This is a genomic window from Kitasatospora sp. NPDC057904 (assembly GCF_042887925.1).
Classification (GTDB): domain Bacteria; phylum Actinomycetota; class Actinomycetes; order Streptomycetales; family Streptomycetaceae; genus Kitasatospora.
In genome coordinates this window covers 61,609-81,693 of the sequence record NZ_JBHVOL010000004.1, presented here as the reverse complement: position 1 = coordinate 81,693, position 20,085 = coordinate 61,609, and the positions used below count along the sequence as shown (strand labels likewise).

The following is a 20,085-nucleotide window of genomic DNA, read 5'->3' as shown; positions in this document are numbered from 1 at the left end:
CCCCTCCGACCAGGGATTTCTCCTCCGCCACAGCCGTTCGCACGTTCTGTGCGGATTGTGCAACAGAGGCCCGGAAAGCTGTCCCGCGCCCGTTTCCCGTCCCTAGGATCGTGCCCGCCAACGCACCATCAGATGGGGACGAAACACACATGAGCAACGAGTTCGGCGGCCTGCTCGGCATCGCGCAGGAGCTGTTCGGTGACGAGCAGCGCCAGGGCCAGGGCGAGCACCACGACAACTTCCTGATGGACCTCGGGCAGAAGCTCATGAACGGCCACCAGCCGGTGCCCGAGGGCGTCGTCTACGACATCGACGAGAAGTTCTTCTCGCCCACCCACGACTTCTGGATCAAGCGCGGCGGCGAGCGCGCCTTCCAGGTCGACGAGAAGATGTTCAGCTTCAGCGGCGCGATCGCGATGCAGGACTCCGAGGGCAACGAGCTCTACCGGATCTCCGAGAAGATCATGACGCTGCGCGACATCCGCTACATCAAGCGCGGCGAGCAGACCATCGCGACGGTGAAGAAGGCGCTCTTCTCGCCGCTGGTCTACAAGTTCACGGTGACCTTCGAGAACGGCGCGGAGATCCACGTCACCGGCAACATCACCGACCACCAGTACGCCATCACCTACGGCGAGCAGGAGATCGCGCACATCTCCCGCGAGTGGTCGCTGCTGAGCGAGCACTACTCGGTCAAGATCGTCCCCGGCCAGGACGACGCCCTCATCCTCACCATCGCCGCCTGCGCCGAGGCGATGGTCCTGGACGACTGAGTCCCCACCGCCCGGGCCGTGAGCGCCCGGGCGACGCACCCCCGCAGGGGCCGTCCCGACCGCCGTCGGGACGGCCCCTGCGGCGTTCGCACCCGCCGGGCCGAGGGCCTGAGCCCCCATTACTGCTTGACAGGATGCGTAATACTGTAACGCGCGCGCACCAGAACGACACCGGAGGCCGAGTTGCACCCCTTCCTCGACCAGCGAGGACCCCTCGCCTTCGCCCACCGCGGCGGCGACCTCGGCCGCCCGGAGAACTCGCTCGCCGCGTTCGAGGCCGCCGTCGCGCTCGGCTACCGCTACCTGGAGACGGACGTCCACGCGACCTCCGACGGCGTCCTGGTCGCCTTCCACGACAGCCGGCTCGACCGCGTCACCGACGGCACCGGCGCCGTCGCCGACCAGCCCTGGAGCGCCGTGCGACAGGCCAGGATCGGCGGCACCGAGCCGATCCCGCTGCTGGAGGAGCTGCTCGACGCGTTCCCCGACGCCCGCTTCAACATCGACGTCAAGGCCGCCCCGGCCATCGCGCCGCTGGTCGAGGCGGTCCGCCGCACCGACGCGTGGGACCGCGTCTGCGTCGGCGGCTTCTCCGACTCCCGCCTCGCCGCCGTCCGCGCCGCCGCCGGCCCGCGACTGGCCACCTCGCTCGGCCCGCGCGAGGTCGCCCGGCTGCGGCTGCGCTCGCTGGCCGAATCACTGCTGCCCGGCCCGCTGCTGCCCGGCCGCGGGGCACCGTACGCCGGGATCTGCGCCCAGGTGCCCGAGTGGCACCGCGGCGTCCGGGTCGTCGACCGGGCCTTCGTCCGGGCCGCGCACCGCCTCGGCCTGCACGTTCACGTCTGGACTGTGGACGATCCCACACGGATCAGGGCTCTACTCGACCTGGGTGTGGATGGCATCATGGCGGATCGCATAGACGTCCTGCGGGACGTCCTCAGCGAACGCGGCTGCTGGATGGACGGCGGCGCGGCCCGAGCACGGTGATTGGAACCCATGAACACCGCGACCGACCTGCCGGACCACCCGGCGCCGGACACCCCGGCCACGGCCACCGACAGCCGTGCGCTGAACCGCACGCGCTTCGGCTGGTACATCAACGACTGGGCCAACGCCGCCTTCTCGGCCACCGTCCTGACGGTCTTCCTGGGTCCGTACCTGACGACGATCGCCAACAAGGCCGCCGACGCCAACGGTGACGTCCACCCGCTGGGACTCGCCATCCGCGCGGGCTCCTTCTTCCCGTACACGGTCTCCTTCTCGGTGCTGATATCGGTCGCGGCGATGCTGCTGGCCGGCACCGTCGCCGACCGCACCGGGCGGCACAAGGAGCTCATGTGCGGCTTCGCCTACGTGGGCGCGCTCGCCACCATGGGCATGTTCTTCCTCGACGGCGACCGCTACCTCCTCGGCGGCGGACTCCTGGTGGTCGCCAACATCGCGTACGCGGTGTCGGTCGCCCTCTCCTACGCCTACCTGCCGGGCCTCGCCAAGCCCGACGAGCGCGACGCCGTCTCGTCCAAGGGCTGGGCGTACGGCTACGCGGGCGGCGGCCTCCTGCTGGTCGCCAACCTGGCGCTGTTCGAGAACGCCGACGCGCTCGGCCTCTCCTCCGGCACGGCCGTGCGGATCTGCCTGGCCTCGGCCGGGCTCTGGTGGGCGCTGTTCACCCTCGTCCCGCTGTTCCGGCTGCCCTCCCGGGCCGGTGTCGCCCCCGCCCGCACCGGCGCCGCGGCCGACGGCAAGCCCACCGCCGGCAGCCTGCGTGAGCTCGCCAACACCCTGCGCGGCATGCGCCGCTACCCGAAGACCCTGCTCTTCCTGGGCGCGTTCCTCTGCTACAACGACGGCATCCAGACCGTCGTCTCGCAGGCCTCGCTCTACGGCAGCGAGGAGCTGGGCATGGACCAGACCTCGCTGGTCGCCGCCGTCCTGATGGTCCAGATCGTCGCGATCGGCGGCGCGCTCCTGCTCGGCCGGATCGCCCGCCGGTACGGCGCCAAGAAGACCGTGCTCGGCTCGCTGGTCGGCTGGGTGATCACCCTCGCCCTCGGCTACTTCATGCCGGCCCACCAGCCCGCGTGGTTCTACGCCCTCGCGTGCATGATCGGCCTCGTGCTCGGCGGCAGCCAGGCACTGTCCCGCTCGCTGTTCTCGCACATGATCCCGGCCGGACGCGAGGCCGAGTACTTCAGCGTCTACAAGGTCAGCGACCGCGGCACCAGCTGGATGGGCCCGCTGGTCTTCGGCCTCGCCTACCAGGTCACCGGCAGCTACCGGCTGGCCATCATCTCGCTGCTGGTCTTCTTCGTGATCGGCTTCGCCGTACTGGCGAAGGTCCCGGTGCGCCGCGCCATCGAAGAGGTCGGCAACCCCGTCCCCGAGCGCCTCTGACACACCGACGGTGCCCCGGGGTGTGGGACGGGTCCCACACCCCGGGGCACCGTCGCATTCCCGCCCCTTCCCGCACCGCGCCCCGCTACCGGAACGGCTGCCACCAGAACGGCCCAGGGCCGGACAGCACCGGATCAATCCGGATAGATCGGCCCAAGAGGCCCGGCCGGCCCGGCACTTGTGGCCGAGTTCACATCAACTCACCGACCGGTATACCGATTGACGGATGATCAGCAGTGGCAGACTGTTGATAACCGAACAGTCGGACGTCCTAGGAGTTGGATGTGAACGTCACAATCTCGCCGCGTTTCTCCGAGGTCGACGTCCTCGGCCACGTGACCAACTCCGCCGTCCCGGTCTGGTTCGAGCACGGCCGTCTGCCGATCTTCCGGCTGTTCAGCAAGGAGGAGAACATGCGCGACCTCGCGCTCATCCTCCGCCGCTACGAGATCGACTTCACCAAGCAGATCCTCGCGTCCGTCGACGTCGTCATCGAGACGAAGGTGGCGAAGATCGGCAACACGTCGATCACCATCGAACAGGTCGCCCGGCAGAACGACGCCGAGGTGGCCCGCGGGACGACCGTAATGATCCACTTCGATTACCAGGCCAATGCCACCGCGCGCATTCCGGACCACATCCGCGAGGAACTCGCGGCGCTCTGACGAGCCGCATCAGCAGGGCTACCGAAGAAACGGGGATATCACCATGAGCATTCCACGGAACCGGTTAATCGACCTCGACTCCACCGCTTTCCTCGACAATTTCCAGCGCGGCATCGGCGCGTTCGACAGCGCCGTCCTGCCGCAGGAGCCGCTGTCCAAGGACAGCCTCCGCGAACTGATCGACCTCGGCATCTACCTGCCGGCCATCCCCCGCGCGTACGGCGGCCGGGAGAGCCACCGGGAGATGTGCGAAATCATCGAGATCATGTCCGAGCGCAACCTGCCCATGGGCATGTACACGATGATCGTCACGGTCCTCTTCCTCCGCAACGTCGCCTCCAGCGGCGACGAGGCGCTCAAGAAGGAGGTCTTCGAGGACTTCGCCAACAACCCCGTCATCGGCGGCCTCGCCTTCACCGAGCCGAGCAGCGGGTCGAACCTGGCGCGCATGCGGACCACGTACGAGCCGGACGGCGACGGCTACCGCATCGCCGGGGTCAAGCACTGGCAGGCCTTCAGCGAGCAGGCCGACTGGTGGATCGTCTGCGCCAAGCACCCCGAGCGCAAGGAGTTCGCCTACTTCGCCCACAAGCGCTCCGACGGCGGCTTCGAGACCACCGAGGTCTACGACAGCCTCGGCCTGAAGAACCTGGGCTACGGGCTGAACACCCTCGACATCCGGGTGCCCGGACACTACCGCCTCACCAAGAGCCGGCCGAGCCTGGGCGACGCCGCCGAGATCCTCTGCGCGTCGCGGTTCAGCAAGGCCGCCATGTCCAGCGGCTTCCTGCGCCGGCTGACCGCCGAGACGCTGCACCACGTCGAGAGCCGGCAGATCGGCGACGGCACGCTGCACGACATCGACTACGTGAAGTACAAGGTCAGCCGGATCAAGCAGAACTCCGTCGTGTGCAACGCGCTGTACCGGCACCTGATGCTCGACGAGGACTACCGCACGGACATGGAAGGCAGCATGTTCGCCTCCCTGGCCACCAAGGTGCTCTCCTCCGAGCTCATGCTGGAGTCGGCCCTCGACTACCAGCAGCTGTGCGGCGGCGAGGGCTACCGCATGGGCGCGCCGGACAACATCGCCGCCTACGCCCTGCTCGACGCGCGGGTCTACACCATCTTCGACGGCACCAACGACCTGCTCTGCCAGCACCTGGCCAACCTGTTCCTGCGCGAGTTCCAGGACTCGGGGCTGCGCTCGCCGCTGGAGTTCGTCGGCCGGTTCGGGTACCTGGAGGACGCGTTCTTCCACCTGACCGACATCAACTTCAGCCACCTCACCGACGCCTCGTCCCAGGCCAAGGTCGTGATCCTGGGCCGCATCCTGTCCCGGATGTACGGGATCGGCGCGCTGGAGAAGGCCTCGCGCTCGACCGCGCCCAGCGAGCGGCTCGCGGTGGCCGACGCCGACTACCCGAGGGCGATCGCGGTGCTGAAGAACGAGATCCTCGCCCTGGTCAACGAGTACGAGCTGACCGACCGGCTCACCGGCACCGACAAGGCGTCGGACGTGATCCATCCGCAGACCGCCGCGCTCGCGGCCGGCTCCAAGGCAGGCATGCGCTAGTGTCCGGGAAGAACAAGAGCCTCAAGGTCTCGCTGATCGCGCTGGTGTTCGTCACCATCTACGGATCGGGCTTCGTGGGCGGCCGGTTCGGCCTGCCCTACGCGGAGCCGTTCGCCTACCTGGCCATCCGGTTCGGCGGGACCGCGGTCGTCTTGTTCGCCTGCATCCTGTGCCTGAGAATCCCGTGGCCGCGCACGCGCTCGGCCTACGTCCACCTCGCCCTCAGCGGCATCCTGCTGCAAGGGGTGTTCTCCACCGGGGTCTTCTACGCGCTGTACTACGGCATGACCCCCGCGGTGTCCGCGCTGATCATCGCGCTCCAGCCGATCCTGGTCTGGCTGATGGTCTCCGTCGCGACCGCCCGGAAGGTCAGGCCGCTGTCGGTGCTGGCGCTCGCCGGAGGACTGGCCGGGGTGGCCCTGACGGTCTACCAGGGGCTGGCGTCGTCGTCCGGGCTCACCCTGACCAACGTCGCCTTCGACTTCCTCGGGCTGGCGGGGCTGTCCACCGGGCAGTTCTACTACCAGATGAAGAACCCCGGCACGCATCCGCTGGTCAACGGCTTCCTCCAGTCCGGCTCGTCGGCCGTCGTCATGCTCGTCGGCGCGCTGGTCTTCGAGACCGGTGTCGTCCACTGGACCAGGGACCTGGTCCTGTCGGAACTGTGGATGTCGGTCGGCGTCTCGATCGGCGCGCTCAGCCTGCTGTTCGTGCTGATGCGCTCGGAGAGCGCGGACCGGGTGGCCTCGTACTTCTACGGGGTGCCGATCGCCGCGGGGCTGATCGCCTGGCCGATGCTCGGCCAGCGGCCGACCCTCTCGGAGGTCGTCGGGTTCGCGGTCATCGTGGCCTCGATCGTCCTGTTCAACCGGAGCAGCCGGGCCCCCGCCCCGGCCCCCGCTCCGGCGGCACCGGTCGGCGCCGAGGTACCGGCGGCGGACCGCTCCTGAGCACGGGCCGGGAGCGTCCGACGGTCGTCCGGCCGTCGGACGCTCCCGGCCCGTCGCGCTTCCTGGCCCACGTCCGAGCAGCTCGTTCGCTTCACCGAACGAGCTGCTCGGATCAGTGCTCCAGCGCCTCCGCCACGTGCAGCCGCTGGTCCGCCCGGAAGTGCAGGAGCAGCACCGAGCGCACCGCCTCCCCGTCCAGCGCGGTGTACGCGTGCGGCAGCGAGGCGTCGAAGCCGACGTAGTCCCCCGGCCCCAGCTCGACCTCGCACCCGTCGACCCGCACCCCGAGCCGTCCGGTCTGGACGACGGTGTGCTCGCTGCCGGCGTGCCCGGCCGAGTCCTGCATGCCGCCCGGCCTGACCCGCTGGTCGTACACCTCGAACACCGAGTCCCCGGCCTCGATCCGGCGCAGCGGCCGCAGATCGACGCCGGCCCCGCTGAGCGGCTCCACGTCGGCCGCGCGGACCACCGTGACGCCGCCGCCCGGCGCGCCGTCGACGAGGTCGGAGATCGGCACGCCCAGCACCCGGGCCAGGCCGAACACCGTCTCCAGGGTCGGGTTGCCGGTGCCGGACTCCAGCTGGGAGAGCGTCGCCTTGCCGATCCCGGCCCGCCGCGACAGTTCGGACAGGGACAGGCCTCGCGCGGCCCGCACGCGCTTCAGGTTGGCGGCGAGCACGCCCCGGACGGATCCCTCGGAGTCGGCCACTCGAATCCCCTTCTCTCCGCACTTCGTTCGGTATACCGTACGGGACGCGCCCGCACCCGCATCCCTCCCCAGCCCTGGAGACGGCACATGACCGAGCCCGCCCAGCCCACCGAGTCCCGGCCGGCCGACACCATCAAGTACCGCAAGAACGGCCTGACCCGCGGCGTCACCGACGAACTCGCCGAGAACATGCGCCACGGCTGGGCCGACTCCGAGCGCGGCGACCTCGCGCCGATCGCGCAGGCCGCGCACACCGCCCGCCGCCGCGCCGAACTGGCCGCCGCCTTCCCCGGCGAGACGCTGGTCGTCCCGGCCGGCAACCCCAAGGTCCGCGCCAACGACACGGACTACCCGTTCCGCCCGTCCTCCGACTACGTCTACCTCACCGGCGACCAGTCCCAGGACGGCGTGCTCGTCCTCTCCCCCGCCGGCGACGCCACGCTCTACGTCCGCGACCGCTCCGACCGCGGCAACGGCGAGTTCTGGCTCGACAACCACGGCGAGCTGTGGGACGGCCGCCGCAACAGCCTCACCGAGAACGAGCGCCTGCTGGGCCTGCCCTGCCGCGACGTCCGCGCCGTCCGGGCCGACCTGCGCGCCGTCACCGGCCCGGTCCGCGTCCTGCGCGGCCACGACGCCGGGGTGGAGGAGGCGCTGCGCCATGGTGCCACCGCCGAGCGCGACGAGGAGTTCCGGGTCTTCCTGTCCGGACTGCGCCTGGTGAAGGACGAGTTCGAGATCGCCGAGCTGCGCTTCGCGTGCGCGGCCACCGCCCGCGGCTTCGAGGACGTCGTCCGGGTGCTCGGCAGCGACACCGAGACCGCCGAGCGCCTGATCGAGGGCACCTTCTTCGTCCGCGCCCGGGTCGAGGGCAACGACGTCGGCTACGGCACGATCGCCGCGGCCGGCCCGCACGCCACCACCATGCACTGGGTGCGCAACGACGGCCGCGCGAAGCCGGGCCAACTCCTGCTCCTCGACGCGGGCGTGGAGACCAACGAGCTCTACACCGCCGACATCACCCGCACCCTCCCCGTCAACGGCCGCTTCGACGCGCTCCAGCGCAAGGTCTACGACGCCGTGTACGCGGCGCAGGAGGCCGGCATCGCCGCGGTGCGGCCCGGCGGCGTGTTCCGCGACTTCCACCACGCCGCCCAGCGGGTGCTCGCCGAACACCTCACCTCCTGGGGCCTGTTCGGCGACCTCACCGCCGACAAGGTCTACGAGCTCGGCCTGCACCGCCGCTTCACCCTGGCCGGCACCGGCCACATGCTCGGCATCGACGTCCACGACTGCGCCCACTCCCGCACCGAGGACCACGTCGACGGCCCGCTGAAGCCGGGCATGGTGCTCACCGTCGAGCCCGGCATCTACTTCCAGGAGGACGACCTGACCGTCCCCGCCGAGTACCGCGGCATCGGCGTGCGCATCGAGGACGACATCCTCGTCACCGAGGACGGCAACGAGAACCTCTCCGCCGGCCTCCCCCGCGAGGCCGCCGCCGTCGAGGCGTGGCTCGCCGCCCTGCGCGCCTGACCCGCCCTCAGAGCACCGGCAACGGCCGGCCGAGGAGCGGCTCCCGCCCCTCGGCCAGCCAGTACACGTACCCGCGCAGGTACGCCTCCAGCCCGCCGCCGTCCAGGTGTTCGGCGTACGCGCGCAGCGCCGCCTCCTCGTTCTGCCCGGCGTCCCCCAGCGCGAGTTCGGCGGCGATCCACTCCCGGACGGCGCCGCGCTCGCGCCACCAGGCGCGGACGGACTCCGGCGTCCAGTGGTGGTCGCCGTCGCTCGCGTAGCCGCCCTGCGGCTCGCAGGCGGCGACCTCCGCCAGGGCGGCCACCTCGCGCAGGTTCACGGGCTGCCGGTGGACGAACTCGCAGCCGTCCTCGCCGGAGAGGACGGCTGCGGGCAGGTAGTACGGCCCGTTCAGCCCGGTGTCCGTCTCCCCCGCGTAGACCGGTCCGGGCACGGCCAGCCGGCTCCGGTCCTCCCAACGGCCGTCCCCGAGTCCGCCGAACACCCGCACGGCCGGTACCGGGTCCCAGTAGGCGACCTCGTCCCAGGGCCCGTCCACCGGGAAGCGCAGCAGGTCCGTGTCGAAGCGCCGCTTGGCCTCCGCGAGCTCCCGCTCGAACGAACGCCAGCTCATCGGCTCACCTGCTCCCGCCAGTCGTCGAACCAGCGGAACCAGATCGGGGTGTCCTCGCCCCGGTGCCAACGGCTGTGGGCGGCGCTGCGTTCCTCGTCCGTGGCGTACGGCTCCTCGTGCTCCAGGTAGTCGAGGTACCACTCGCCGAAGGTCGCCGGCCGGCCCTCGTCCGTGAGCAGCGGGTTGAGCCGGTCGCAGGTGGCGCGGCCGTCGAACCACATGGTGCCGCGGTCCGGGCCGGTGACGACGAGCCAGGTCGCGAAGCCGCAGCCGTTCTCGGTCAGGCAGACGGCTCCGGCGGTGCGGGCGTCCTCGATCGCCTCGGCCTCGTCGTTCCACGCCGCGAGTGCGGCCCGGAACGCGGCCGGATCCTCGAAGTCCTCCTCGCGCAGCGGGTTGTCCCAGAAGTCGTCGGAGGCCGCCAGCGCGGTGTCGTGGTCCGGGAAGGGCTCGGCCAGCAGGGCCGGCCTGGTCTGCCGGTCCCCCGCCCAGTACCACCCGGTCTCGCCCCGGCACAGCTGCCGCGGCCAGTCCGTCCCGGCGCTGACGGTCGTCAGGAACGCGCGGTAGTCCGCCGGGAACGTGATGCCGAACTGCCGCTCGGCCTCCGCCACCTGTTCCTCGCTCAGTGGGGCCGCCAGCGGCGCCCGGCCGCGCCGCGCGCGCAGCGCGAGGGTGCGCTCGCGGATCCCGTCCCAGTCCCAGCGGGCCGTGTCGTCCATGAGCGCACCCTAACCGAGCCGCCGAACGGCGACGTCAGCCGGCCAGGGGCTTGACCCAGCGGCTCCACTGCGGTTCGGGGGTGTAGCCGGCGGCCTTCCAGGTGCGGTGGCCGAGCTCGTTCTCGTCCAGGACCATCGCGTCGATCCGGCGGGCGCCGAGCGCGGCCAGGCGCTCCTCGGCGGCGGTCAGCAGGGCGGCGCCGATGCCCCGGCGGCGGTGGGCGGGGTCGACGGCGAGGCGGTACAGGTGGGCGCGCCAGCCGTCCCAGCCGGCGATGACGGTGCCGAGCAGGGTGCCCGGGTCGTCGGCCGGGGTGGCGACGACGAGGCAGTGCGGGTCGCGCGCGAGCAGGGCGGCCACGCCGGCCTCGTCGTCCGAGATGCTGGTGCCCTTGGCGGCGGCGGCCCAGAGCGCGAGCAGCGCGGGTATCTCGGCGGGGGTGGCGGTGCGCAGGGCGATGTCGTCGGTCATGCGCCCGTGTCTAGCAGGACCGATCGCCCCGCCACCGGGAATTTCGCCAGGTGAGCGTGCCCGTGCCCGCTACCGGTCGAGCCGCCACACCGTCGTCGTCTTGACCGACGTGTCCTCCAGGTCGGCGACGACCGGCACCTCGTACGCGGCCAGCGCGGTGAACCGCTCGCGGGGCAGGTAGGCGCGGCCCGGGTCGCCGACGATGACGGTGGCGCCGCGCGCGGCGGCCCGTTCGAGGAAGGGGAGGAACCGGGCGGCCATGGCCCGTTCGTAGAAGACGTCCCCGGCGAGGACGACCTCCGCCGGGGCGCCGTCGCCGTCGACCAGGTCCACCAGGGCGCCCTCCACCCGGACGCCGTTGGCCTCGGCGTTGAGCCCGATCGCGGCGACCGCGTAGGCGTCGATCTCGGCGGCCCGCACCGACGCGGCCCCGCTCAGCGCGGCGGCGACGCCCACCACGCCCGACCCGGCGGCGACGTCGAGCACGCCGCGCCCGGCGACGAGCTCGGGGTGGTCGAGCACGTACCGGGTGACGGCGACGCCGCCCGCCCACGCGAACGCCCAGAACGGCGGCGGCAGCCCGGCCTTGCCTCGCGCCTCCTCGGTGGTCTCCCAGAGCGCGATCGCGTCGTCCGCCATGTGCAGGCGGATCTCGGGGACGAACGGGACGGGCGTCAGCTCGGTCTCGCGGAGGATGAACGCGAGGTCGGTGTTTGCTTGGTGGAGGCGCAGCTCACTCGGCATGTCCGCAGCATAGGGCCCACGAGGGACCCGTCATGCCCGCCCGGCGGCCTTCTGGGTGCGCCGCGCGAGCGAGTCGACCACGACGGCGGCGAGCAGCACCGCGCCGGTGATCATGAACTGGATGGCGTTGCTGAGGCCCTCGATGTTCATCCCGGACTGGATCGAGGCGATCACCAGCGCGCCCAGCAGCGCCGACCAGGTCTTGCCGCGGCCGCCGAAGAGGCTGGTGCCGCCGATGACGGCCGCCGCGATCGCGTTCATCAGCAGGTTGCCGCCGCCGGAGGTCTGGCTGGCCGACTGGATCTGCGCGGCCAGGAAGAGGCCGCCGACGGCCGCCATGGTGGAGCAGACGGTGAAGACGCTGATCCGGATCCAGGTCACGTTGATGCCGGCCCGCCGGGCGCCCTCGATGTTGCCGCCGAGCGCGAACACCTGGCGGCCGTAGGAGGTGCGGCGCAGCACGAAGTCCAGCACGACGATGAAAATCAGGAAGATCAGCAGCGCGAGCGGCAGTCCCTTGTACTGGTTGAGCGTGTAGGCGGCGAGGAAGGCGACGATCGCCAGCAGGATGGTGCGCAGCACGATGTCGGTGACCGGGCGGGACGGTACGCCCGCGGCCGAGCGCCGGCGGGAGTCGACCAGTGAGGCGCCCAGGAAGAGCACCACGCCGGCCAGCGCGGCGCCGTAGGCGACGACCTGCTGGCCGTAGATGGTGGTGTAGAGCCTGGAAACGATGTCCTTGCCGGACAGGTTGACGGTGCCGGTGGCGCCGAGCACCTGGAGCATCAGGCCGTTCCAGCCGAGGTTACCGGCGAGGGTGACGACGAAGGCCGGGACGCCGACCTTGGCGAAGAAGATGCCCTGGATCGCGCCGACCGCCGCGCCGCCGGCGATCGCGGTGATCAGCGCGACCCACTGGTTGACGCCGTGGTTGACGTTCAGGACCGCGAAGATCGCCGCGCACAGACCGCTGACCGAGCCGACCGACAGGTCGATCTCGCCGAGCAGCAGCACGAACACGACGCCGATGGCGATCATGCCGGTGCCGACGATCTGCTGGGAGAGGTTGGACAGGTTCTGGGCGGACAGGAAGCTGCTGTTGAGGCTGCCGAACACCGCCCAGATCACGATCAGCGCCAGCACCACGGGCAGCGAGCCGAGTTCACCGCTGCTCATCCGGCGGCGGAACTCGCCGAGGTAGCCCTTGATGCCCTCCTGGCGCACGATCAGCCGCGGGTCCACCGCCGGGATCGCCTCGGAGGCCACCGGGACGGGCGCGTTGACGCCGCCCGTGGGCATGCTGTCCTCGGGCAGCGGGGCGTGGCGACGTTCGGGCTCGCCGCCCTGCGGGCTCCCGGGAATGTTCTCGCTCACTGGGAACCCTCCTCGCCGCGGGCCCGCCGGCGGGTCACGGCGTTGTCCGTGGCGCCGGTGATGGCCGAGATGATCTCTTCCTGGTTGGTGTAGCGCTTGTCGAAGACGCCGTTGTTGCGGCCCAGGCGCAGCACCGCGACGGTGTCCGCCACCGCCATCACGTCCGCCATGTTGTGGCTGATGAGGATCACGCCGTGGCCCTGCTCGCGCAGCCGCTCGACGAGGTCGAGGACCTGGGCAGTCTGTTCGACGCCGAGGGCGGCGGTCGGTTCGTCGAGCATGACGACCTTGGGGGAGCCGATCAGCGCGCGGGCGATCGCGACGACCTGGCGCTGGCCTCCGGAGAGGGAGGCGACCGGGATCCGCACGCTCGGGATGCGGATGGAAAGGGTGTCGAGCAGCACGCGCGAGCGCTTCTCCATCGCGACCTCGTCGAGGATGCCGAAGCGCCGGATCTCGCGGCCGAGGAAGAGGTTGCCGACCACGTCGAGGTTGTCGCACAGCGCGAGGTCCTGGTAGACCGTGGCGATGCCCAGCTGCTGGGCGTCCTGCGGGCGGTGGATGCTCACCGGCCTGCCCTGCCACTCGATCGCGCCCTCGTCCGGCTGGTGGACCCCGGAGATCGACTTGACCAGGGTGGACTTGCCGGCGCCGTTGTCGCCGACCAGCGCGAGCACCTCGCCGGCGTGCACCTCCAGTTCGATGTCGGTGAGCGCCTGGACGGCGCCGAACCGCTTGGAGACCCCGCGCAGGGCCAGTACGGTCTCACCTGCCACAGTGACCAACTCTCTTGCCCCGCCCCCGAGGTGAGGGGGCGGGGCGTATTCGTGTGCTCGGGTGGCGGACTACTGGAGGCCGACGGACTTGCAGGCGGCGGCGTAGTCCGGCGTGCAGATCTGGGCGACGGTGTAGAAGCCGTCGGCGACCACCGTGTCCTTGATCTTGTCCTTGGTGACGACGATCGGCGTGAGCAGGTCGGCGGGCACCTTGTTGCCACTGCCGTTGGTCACCGTGGTCGGGACGAGCGTCGAGTCCAGGGCCGTACCCGCGGCGAGGGCGACCGCGATCTGGCCGGCCGCGTCGGTCTCGGGCTTGAGCGGCTTGTAGATCGTCATGGTCTGGGTGCCCGCCACGATCCGCTGGATGCCGTCGAGCTGGGCGTCCTGCCCGGTGAGCGGGACGCTGAGGTCGGCCGCCTTCAGCGCGGTCCCGACACCGGCGGCCATGCTGTCGTTGGCCGAGTAGGCGCCGACCACGTTCTTGGCGCCGATCGCGGTGATCGCGGCGGCGGCCTCCTGGTTGGCCACGTTCGCGTCCCACTGCGGGGTGTCGTACTCCTTGCCGATCTTCAGCTTGCCGTCGATCGCGCTGTGCGCGCCGGCCTTGAAGTCGGCGGCGTTGGGGTCGGTGGGCGAGCCGTTGATCATGAAGATCTCGCCCGAGCCCGCCTTGTCGCCCACCGCGGCGACCAGCGCCTGGCCCTGCAGCTCGCCGACCTTGCGGTTGTCGAACGACACGTACGCGTCGGCGGGCCCCTGGGCGAGGCGGTCGTACGCGAGCACCTTGACGCCGGCGTCGTGGGCCTTCTGCACGGAGGACTGGATCGACTTGGAGTCCACCGCGTCCAGGATCAGCACCTTGTCGCCCTTGGTGAGGGCGGTGTCCACCTGGGTCTGCTGGAGCGTCGCGTCCTGGTTGGCGTTGTAGTAGTCGATCTGCGCCTGCGGCGCCAGCTGCTTGATCTTCGCCTCGATCAGCGGGCGGTCGAACTGCTCGTAGCGGGTGGTCTTGGTCTCCGGCAGAAGCAGGCCGATCCGCACCGCTCCGACCGCGGCGGTGCCGCTCGCACTGGCACCGCCGGAGGAACCGCCGCCGGACGACGACTGCTTGGCGCTGCCGCAGGACGCGGCGCCGAGGCCGAGGGATACCACTGCGGTCACCGCGAGGACGCGGCGAAGCCTGATGCTCATGGGGTTGCCTCTCCGGTTTGAGTCCACCCCCTGTCCTCCGAGTCTGGGAAGCCCGGGCCGTGCCCACGACCGCAGGTGCGCCGAACGGGTGCCCGGGGTGTGGCTTTCGGGTCAGGCCGGAGGGCTGCGGCGTCAGGGTGCGTGCATCGCACGGCGGAGGACGGGGGCGCCTGCCGGCCGCCGGGCTGAGGGAGCGTCGCGGACCCCGGCCCGCCGAAGGACACGCCCTACTGTTCCCCGGTCAGCGGCAGCTCGGCGGTCAGGCGGGTGCCCGCGGCGCTCGGGGCGACGGCCAGCGTGCCGCCGTGGTGGCGGGCGATGTCGCGGGCGATCGGCAGGCCGAGGCCGCTGCCGCCCTCGTCGCGGCTGCGGGCGTCGTCGAGGCGGGTGAAGCGCTCGAAGACCCGCTCGCGGTCGGCGGCCGGGATGCCCGGGCCGTCGTCCTCGACGTCCAGGACGGCCACCCCGCGGGCGCGGTCCGCGCCCAGCCGCACGTGGACGACGCCGCCCGCGTGCCGCTCGGCGTTGTCGAGCAGGTTGGTGAGCAGCCGTCCGAGCCACAGCGGGATGCCGTCCACGGCGATGCCCGGGGCGAGGTCGGTGGTGCGCCGGTGCGGGCCGGGCGGGCGGCCGAGCACGGTGTCGGCGACCAGCGCGGTGAGGTCGACGCGCTGGCGGGGCCGGTCGTCGGCGCCGCCGGCGTCGAGGCGGGCGAGGAGCAACAGATCGGTGGCGAGGCTCTGCAGCCGGTCGGTGTCCTGGAGCGCGCCGTGCACCAGTTCGGCCCGCACCGCCGGATCGGGGTGGGTGTCGGCGACCTCCAGCTGGGTGCGCAGCACGGCGAGCGGGCTGCGCAGCTCGTGCGAGGCGTCGGCGATGAACTGGCGCTGGCGCCGTCCGGAGGCCTCCAGCCGGTCGAGCATCGCGTTCATGGTGGCGGCGAGCCGGGCGATCTCGTCGGCGGTGCCGGGCTCGGGCACCCGGCGGTGCAGGTCCTGCCCGGTGATGGCGTCGACCTCGGCGCGGATCGCCTCGACCGGGCGCAGCGCGTTCCCGGTGACCTTCCAGGTGACGACGACGCCGGTGAGCAGCAGCAGCGGGCCGGCGACGGCGAGCCCGGCCTGGGTGATGTCGAGGGCCTCGTCGGCGGCGCGCAGCGAGGCGCCCGCGTAGACGGTGACGGGCCCGGCGGGGGTGTCGCCGGTGACGGCGGTGACGCGCTGGCGGTGGTGGTCCAGGAGCGGGTCGACGTCGTCGGTGGTGTGCGAGCCGGTGCGTCCGGCGGGGGTGATCGCGGGGCGTCCGGCCAGGTTGGGGCTGGCGGCGAGGACGGTGCCGCGGGCGTCGACGACCTGGAGGAAGTCGGTGCCGTGGCCGGTGTGCAGGACGGGGGTGAGCCGGCCCTGCGCGGCGAGCTGGGCGACGGTCTCGGCCTGCTGGCGGGTGGCCGAGGCGGCGGAGGCGACGAGGTCGGCGTGCAGGACGGCGAGCAGTCCGGCGCTGGCGAGGGCGAGGGCCGCGCCGAGGACCGTGCCGGCCGCGGCGGTGGCCCGGGCGCGGACGGTGCGCGGAACGAGGCGGCGGGCGGAGCGCGGGACGAACTGCGGCTTGCGGTAGGGCACTTCAGCCGCCGGCCGGGTCGAGGCGGTAGCCGGCGCCGCGCATGGTCTGCAGGGCGGCACGGCCGAAGGGGGCGTCGATCTTGCGGCGCAGCGCGTGGATGTGGACCTCGACGACGCTGGGGTCGGCGTCGTGGTCGGCGTCCCAGACGTGGTCGAGGATCTCACGCTTGGAGACGACCGTCCCGGCGCGGGCGGCGAGGTGCTCCAGGATGGCGAACTCGCGCGCGGTGAGGTGGGTGGGGGTGCCGGCCCGGGTACAGGTGCGGGCGTTGGCGTCGACGACGAGGTCGCCGAGGGTGTGCAGGCGGGGCCGCTGCTGGTCGATGCGCCGGTGCAGGGCGCGCAGGCGGGCGAGCAGCACGACGAAGGAGAACGGCTTGGACAGGTAGTCGTCGGCGCCGGTGTCGAGGGCCTCGGCCTCGTCCCACTCGCCGTCCTTGGCGGTGAGCATGAGGATCCCGGCGCGGCAGCCGTTCGCGCGGAGGCGGGCGCAGACCCGGTAGCCGTTGAGGCCGGGCAGCATGATGTCGAGCAGGATCACGTCGTAGGGGTGGCGGTCGGCGAGGGCGAGGCCTTCGGGCCCGTTGTGGGCGGTGTCGACGGTGTGGCCGTCCGCCTCCAGGCCGCGGCGCAGCGCGGTGGCCATCCGGTGTTCGTCCTCGACGACGAGAATGTGCATCCGTTCAGGGTGCCAGGTGGTCCGTGGCGATCTTCGGCGGGCTTAAGCGCAGGTTCAGGAACGGTCCGCCATGATCGCCCCGCGCGGCCCGGGCGGTTCCGGGCGCGCGGAGCACGCCACGCAAGGAGAGCGCCCGATGACCGACTCCCCGTCGTCCAGCACCCCGTTCCCGCAGGGCCCGGACTCCGGCCCGGACTCCGGCCCCGAGCTCGGCCCCGAGGGCTCGAAGTTCGGTCCCGAGCCGGGGCCGCACACCGGCGCCGAAGAGGTTCCGCCGCTGCCGGCCAGGCGGCGCCGGGTGGCGCGGGTGCGCGCCTGGGCGGCCGGGCAGGAGCGCCGGATAGCCGCCGGGGTGGCCGCGGTCGCGCTGGTCGGCGCCGCGGGCGGGGTGGCGCTGACCGTCGTGCACGACGGGCACGGCCGGGACCAGGAGCGGGCGATGAGCTGGTCCGAGGACGGCTCCGGTGACCAGGGCGACCAGGGCGAGCACGGCGGCGAGGCCCGCAAGGGCGGCCACGGCGAGCACGGCGCCCAGGGCCACCGCCACCACGGCGGCGAGCAGGGCTCCGACGACCGGAACGGCCGGGACGGCGAGGGCCGGGACGGCAACGGCCAGAGCGCCGAGGGCCAGGACGGCCGCGCCGGTGGCGCCCCCGCCCCGCTCCCGTCGGTCGCCGCCTCCGCCGCACTGGAGAAGGCGCAGGGCGCCGTCCCCGGCGGCCGGGCCGAGTCGCTGCAGCGCGTCACCGCGCAGGGCGGCACCGCCGCGTGGTCCGTCGTCGTCATCGGCCAGGACGGCGTCCGGCACCGGGTGACGGTGGACGGCGCGAGCGGCGAGCTGACCGGCAACACCGTCGTCGCCGCCCCGGGACGCTGACGTGGCCCAGCACTCGACGCTGACCCGGCCGGACGAACGGACCGGCCGGGCCGCCGGGGCGAACAAGGTCCCGCCGGTGGACGGCTGGTTCTGGCTGGTGAAGATCCTCACCACCGGCCTGGGCGAGGTGCTGTCCGACTTCCTCGCCCGCACCGCGGGGCCGGTCCCCGCGGTGGGCGGCGCCGGCCTGCTGTTCGCGGTGGCCATCGTGGTCCAGCTGCGGCTGCGCCGCTGCGTGCCCGGCGTGTACTGGGCCGTGGTGGTCATGGTGAGCGTCTTCGGCACGATGGTCGCCGACGTGGCGCACGTCGCGCTCGGCGTGCCGTACGCGCTGTCGGCGGGCTCGCTGGCGGTGGCGCTGGCGGCGCTGTTCGTGCTGTGGCACCGGGTGGAGGGCTCGCTGGCGATCGACCGGGTCACCGGGCTGCGCCGGGAGCTCTTCTACTGGGCGGCCGTGCTGCTGACCTTCGCCCTGGGCACCGCCGTGGGCGACCTGACGGCGGCGACGCTGAAGCTCGGCTACCTGGTCGCCGGCATCGGCTTCGCCGTGCTGATCGCCGTCCCCGCGCTGGCCTCGAAGGCCCGCTGGGTGGGCCCGGTGGCGGGCTTCTGGTGGGCGTACGTGCTCACCCGCCCGCTCGGCGCCTCGTTCGCGGACTGGGCGGGCGTGAGCCACGAGCGGGGCGGCCTGAACCTGGGCACCGGCCAGGTGAGCGTGGCGCTGGCCGTCGCGATGGCGCTGGCCCTCGCCCTGTCCGCCCGCGCGGCGCGGGCCAGGACGCGCCGGGCGCGGGCTGGACGCTCCGCCACCTGACGTCTACATTGCTGTAGACGCCGCGGAGGCGTACGGCACACCCCCCGGACTGCCGTCCGCCTCCGCCGCGTCCTGCCCGGTGGCCGCGGGTCTCACCCGCGCTCGTCGATCACCCGCTTGATCTTCCCGACCGAGCGCTCCAGCGTGTACGGCTCGACCACCTCGGCCGTGACCGTCACGCCCACCCCGTCCTTCACCGCCCGGACGATCGCCGCCTCCGCCGCCGTCCGCACCTCCGCGGGCGCGTCCGGCCGCGCCTCGACGCGCACCGCCATCACGTCCAGCCGCCCCTGTCGGCCCAGCCGCAGCTGGAAGTGCGGCGCGACGCCCGGGGTGCGCAGCAGGATCTCCTCGATCTGGGTCGGGAAGACGTTCACCCCACGCAGGATGATCATGTCGTCGCTGCGCCCGGTGACCTTCTCCATCCGCCGGAACGCCGGCCGCGCGGTGCCCGGCAGCAGCCGGCTCAGGTCGCGGGTGCGGTAGCGGATGACGGGCAGCGCCTCCTTGGTGAGCGAGGTGAACACCAGCTCGCCGCCCTCCCCCTCCGCCAGCACCTCGTCAGTGAGCGGGTCGACGATCTCCGGGTAGAAGTGGTCCTCCCAGACGTGCAGGCCGTCCTTGGTCTCCACGCACTCCTGCGCGATGCCGGGCCCGATCACCTCGGACAGCCCGTAGAGGTCGACGGCGTGCAGGTCGAGCCGGTCCTCGATCTCGCGCCGCATCTCCTCCGTCCACGGCTCCGCCCCGAAGATCCCGATCCGCAGCGACGTGCCGCGCGGGTCGATCCCCTGCTTCTCGAACTCGTCCAGCAGCGTGAGCATGTAGGACGGGGTGACCATGATGATCTCGGGCCGGAAGTCCTGGATGATCTGCACCTGCCGCGCCGTCATGCCGCCGGACGCCGGGATCACCGTGCAGCCCGCCCGCTCGGCGCCGTAGTGGGCGCCGAGCCCGCCGGTGAACAGCCCGTAGCCGTACGCGATGTGCACCTTGTGGCCGGCCCGGCCGCCGGCCGCGCGGATCGAGCGGGCGACGACGTCCGCCCACATCGACAGGTCGTTCTCGGTGTAGCCGACGACGGTCGGGCGCCCGGTGGTGCCGCTGGAGGCGTGGATCCGGCGGACCCGGTCCATCGGGACGGCGAACAGGCCGAACGGGTATCCCTCGCGCAGGTCGGCCTTGGTGGTGAACGGGAAGCGCGCGAGGTCCGCCAGGCTGCGGCAGTCCCCCGGCCCGACCCCGGCGGCGTCGAACTTGCGGCGGTACAGCTCGACGTTGTCGTACGCGTGCCGCAGGGTGGCCCGGAGGCGGTCGAGCTGGTGGGCGCGCAGTTCGCCGACCGTCATCCGCTCGCCGGCGTCCAGCAGCCCCGGCGGGACGGGCTCGCCGAGGCGCCTCGGCACGGCGCTCCCGGCTCCCTCGGGGACCCCGGCTTCTTCGGGCGCGCTGCTGGTCATCCTCGCTCCTTCGCAGGTCGGCCGGGCCCCCGCGGCCGCCCCGACCGATCGTTCGGCCGGGCGGCCCCAGGGCCAGTAATCCAGGACGCGCCACGGGTGTCAAGACATCGGGCCGACTCCGCGGAGCCCATCCGG

20 protein-coding genes are annotated in these 20,085 nt (G+C 72.3%); 9 read left to right on the top strand and 11 right to left on the bottom strand.

Annotated elements, in window-relative coordinates:
• The first annotated feature begins 149 nt into the window (after positions 1-149).
• From ACFVSN_RS12070 to ACFVSN_RS12045, 6 genes are all read left to right on the top strand, one after another.
• Positions 150-773, top strand: a complete 624-nt coding sequence (locus ACFVSN_RS12070) for an LURP-one-related/scramblase family protein (RefSeq protein ID WP_380445920.1) — start codon at positions 150-152, stop codon at positions 771-773.
• A 183-nt stretch (positions 774-956) separates the two neighbouring features.
• Positions 957-1,760: a glycerophosphodiester phosphodiesterase gene (locus ACFVSN_RS12065; RefSeq protein WP_387954778.1), complete on the top strand. Its 804-nt coding sequence runs from the start codon at positions 957-959 to the stop codon at positions 1,758-1,760.
• Between the two features lie 9 nt (positions 1,761-1,769).
• Positions 1,770-3,167: an MFS transporter gene (locus ACFVSN_RS12060; protein ID WP_380445918.1), complete on the top strand. Its 1,398-nt coding sequence runs from the start codon at positions 1,770-1,772 to the stop codon at positions 3,165-3,167.
• A 284-nt stretch (positions 3,168-3,451) separates the two neighbouring features.
• The gene (locus tag ACFVSN_RS12055; RefSeq protein ID WP_380445917.1) at positions 3,452-3,832 is read left to right on the top strand and encodes an acyl-CoA thioesterase; all 381 of its coding nucleotides are present in this window, start codon (positions 3,452-3,454) and stop codon (positions 3,830-3,832) included.
• 43 nt (positions 3,833-3,875) lie between these two features.
• A complete protein-coding gene (locus tag ACFVSN_RS12050) occupies positions 3,876-5,408 on the top strand; it encodes an acyl-CoA dehydrogenase family protein (protein WP_387954775.1) in 1,533 nt (510 codons plus the stop codon).
• Positions 5,408-6,358, top strand: coding sequence for a DMT family transporter (locus tag ACFVSN_RS12045; RefSeq protein WP_387954773.1), 951 nt, complete (start codon positions 5,408-5,410; stop codon positions 6,356-6,358). Before ACFVSN_RS12050 ends, ACFVSN_RS12045 begins: the two co-directional genes overlap by 1 nt.
• A gap of 112 nt (positions 6,359-6,470) precedes the next feature.
• Here ACFVSN_RS12045 and ACFVSN_RS12040 read toward each other — a convergent pair whose 3' ends face one another.
• The gene (locus tag ACFVSN_RS12040; protein ID WP_387954771.1) at positions 6,471-7,067 is read right to left on the bottom strand and encodes a helix-turn-helix domain-containing protein; all 597 of its coding nucleotides are present in this window, start codon (positions 7,065-7,067) and stop codon (positions 6,471-6,473) included.
• An 87-nt stretch (positions 7,068-7,154) separates the two neighbouring features.
• On the opposite strand from ACFVSN_RS12040, the gene ACFVSN_RS12035 reads away from it, so the two are divergent.
• Positions 7,155-8,603, top strand: a complete 1,449-nt coding sequence (locus ACFVSN_RS12035) for an aminopeptidase P family protein (protein WP_387954769.1) — start codon at positions 7,155-7,157, stop codon at positions 8,601-8,603.
• A 7-nt stretch (positions 8,604-8,610) separates the two neighbouring features.
• Here ACFVSN_RS12035 and ACFVSN_RS12030 read toward each other — a convergent pair whose 3' ends face one another.
• From ACFVSN_RS12030 to ACFVSN_RS11990, 9 genes are all read right to left on the bottom strand, one after another.
• Positions 8,611-9,216 (bottom strand): ferredoxin, encoded by a 606-nt coding sequence (locus ACFVSN_RS12030; protein ID WP_387598778.1) that lies wholly within the window; start codon positions 9,214-9,216, stop codon positions 8,611-8,613.
• A complete protein-coding gene (locus ACFVSN_RS12025) occupies positions 9,213-9,938 on the bottom strand; it encodes an SMI1/KNR4 family protein (protein ID WP_387954767.1) in 726 nt (241 codons plus the stop codon). The genes ACFVSN_RS12030 and ACFVSN_RS12025 overlap by 4 nt, the downstream gene beginning before the upstream one ends.
• Positions 9,939-9,972: 34 nt before the next feature.
• Complete coding sequence (locus tag ACFVSN_RS12020) at positions 9,973-10,410, bottom strand: GNAT family N-acetyltransferase (protein ID WP_380442330.1); 438 nt, start codon at positions 10,408-10,410, stop codon at positions 9,973-9,975.
• A gap of 69 nt (positions 10,411-10,479) precedes the next feature.
• Positions 10,480-11,154: a class I SAM-dependent methyltransferase gene (locus ACFVSN_RS12015; RefSeq protein ID WP_387598772.1), complete on the bottom strand. Its 675-nt coding sequence runs from the start codon at positions 11,152-11,154 to the stop codon at positions 10,480-10,482.
• 30 nt (positions 11,155-11,184) lie between these two features.
• A complete protein-coding gene (locus ACFVSN_RS12010) occupies positions 11,185-12,453 on the bottom strand; it encodes a sugar ABC transporter permease (RefSeq protein ID WP_380442341.1) in 1,269 nt (422 codons plus the stop codon).
• Between the two features lie 71 nt (positions 12,454-12,524).
• Complete coding sequence (locus ACFVSN_RS12005) at positions 12,525-13,304, bottom strand: ATP-binding cassette domain-containing protein (RefSeq protein WP_380442326.1); 780 nt, start codon at positions 13,302-13,304, stop codon at positions 12,525-12,527.
• A gap of 69 nt (positions 13,305-13,373) precedes the next feature.
• On the bottom strand, positions 13,374-14,498 hold the full coding sequence (locus ACFVSN_RS12000; RefSeq protein WP_387598769.1) for a sugar ABC transporter substrate-binding protein: 1,125 nt from the start codon (positions 14,496-14,498) through the stop codon (positions 13,374-13,376).
• A 227-nt stretch (positions 14,499-14,725) separates the two neighbouring features.
• Positions 14,726-16,120, bottom strand: a complete 1,395-nt coding sequence (locus ACFVSN_RS11995) for a sensor histidine kinase (protein ID WP_380442322.1) — start codon at positions 16,118-16,120, stop codon at positions 14,726-14,728.
• Position 16,121: 1 nt separating this feature from the next.
• Positions 16,122-16,799, bottom strand: a complete 678-nt coding sequence (locus ACFVSN_RS11990; RefSeq protein WP_359972186.1) for a response regulator transcription factor — start codon at positions 16,797-16,799, stop codon at positions 16,122-16,124.
• A gap of 136 nt (positions 16,800-16,935) precedes the next feature.
• On the opposite strand from ACFVSN_RS11990, the gene ACFVSN_RS11985 reads away from it, so the two are divergent.
• Positions 16,936-17,676 carry a hypothetical protein gene (locus ACFVSN_RS11985; RefSeq protein ID WP_380500939.1) on the top strand — a complete coding sequence of 247 codons (741 nt, stop codon included), beginning with the start codon at positions 16,936-16,938 and terminating at the stop codon, positions 17,674-17,676.
• Between the two features lies 1 nt (position 17,677).
• On the top strand, positions 17,678-18,490 hold the full coding sequence (locus ACFVSN_RS11980) for a hypothetical protein (RefSeq protein ID WP_380442318.1): 813 nt from the start codon (positions 17,678-17,680) through the stop codon (positions 18,488-18,490).
• Positions 18,491-18,582: 92 nt separating this feature from the next.
• Here ACFVSN_RS11980 and paaK read toward each other — a convergent pair whose 3' ends face one another.
• Positions 18,583-19,950: a phenylacetate--CoA ligase PaaK gene (paaK, locus tag ACFVSN_RS11975; protein WP_387954764.1), complete on the bottom strand. Its 1,368-nt coding sequence runs from the start codon at positions 19,948-19,950 to the stop codon at positions 18,583-18,585.
• Positions 19,951-20,085 lie beyond the last annotated feature (135 nt).

Bases quoted from the DNA above. Each gene is read 5' to 3' on its own strand.
- ACFVSN_RS12070 (WP_380445920.1), top strand. From the start codon at position 150: ATGAGCAACGAGTTCGGCGGCCTGCTCGGCATCGCGCAGGAGCTGTTC.
- ACFVSN_RS12060 (WP_380445918.1), top strand. From the start codon at position 1,770: ATGAACACCGCGACCGACCTGCCGGACCACCCGGCGCCGGACACCCCG.
- ACFVSN_RS12050 (WP_387954775.1), top strand. From the start codon at position 3,876: ATGAGCATTCCACGGAACCGGTTAATCGACCTCGACTCCACCGCTTTC.
- ACFVSN_RS12035 (WP_387954769.1), top strand. From the start codon at position 7,155: ATGACCGAGCCCGCCCAGCCCACCGAGTCCCGGCCGGCCGACACCATC.
- ACFVSN_RS12030 (WP_387598778.1), bottom strand. From the start codon at position 9,216: ATGAGCTGGCGTTCGTTCGAGCGGGAGCTCGCGGAGGCCAAGCGGCGC.
- ACFVSN_RS12025 (WP_387954767.1), bottom strand. From the start codon at position 9,938: ATGGACGACACGGCCCGCTGGGACTGGGACGGGATCCGCGAGCGCACC.
- ACFVSN_RS12020 (WP_380442330.1), bottom strand. From the start codon at position 10,410: ATGACCGACGACATCGCCCTGCGCACCGCCACCCCCGCCGAGATACCC.
- ACFVSN_RS12015 (WP_387598772.1), bottom strand. From the start codon at position 11,154: ATGCCGAGTGAGCTGCGCCTCCACCAAGCAAACACCGACCTCGCGTTC.
- ACFVSN_RS12010 (WP_380442341.1), bottom strand. From the start codon at position 12,453: ATGCCCACGGGCGGCGTCAACGCGCCCGTCCCGGTGGCCTCCGAGGCG.
- ACFVSN_RS12000 (WP_387598769.1), bottom strand. From the start codon at position 14,498: ATGAGCATCAGGCTTCGCCGCGTCCTCGCGGTGACCGCAGTGGTATCC.
- ACFVSN_RS11990 (WP_359972186.1), bottom strand. From the start codon at position 16,799: ATGCACATTCTCGTCGTCGAGGACGAACACCGGATGGCCACCGCGCTG.
- ACFVSN_RS11985 (WP_380500939.1), top strand. From the start codon at position 16,936: ATGACCGACTCCCCGTCGTCCAGCACCCCGTTCCCGCAGGGCCCGGAC.
- paaK (WP_387954764.1), bottom strand. From the start codon at position 19,950: ATGACCAGCAGCGCGCCCGAAGAAGCCGGGGTCCCCGAGGGAGCCGGG.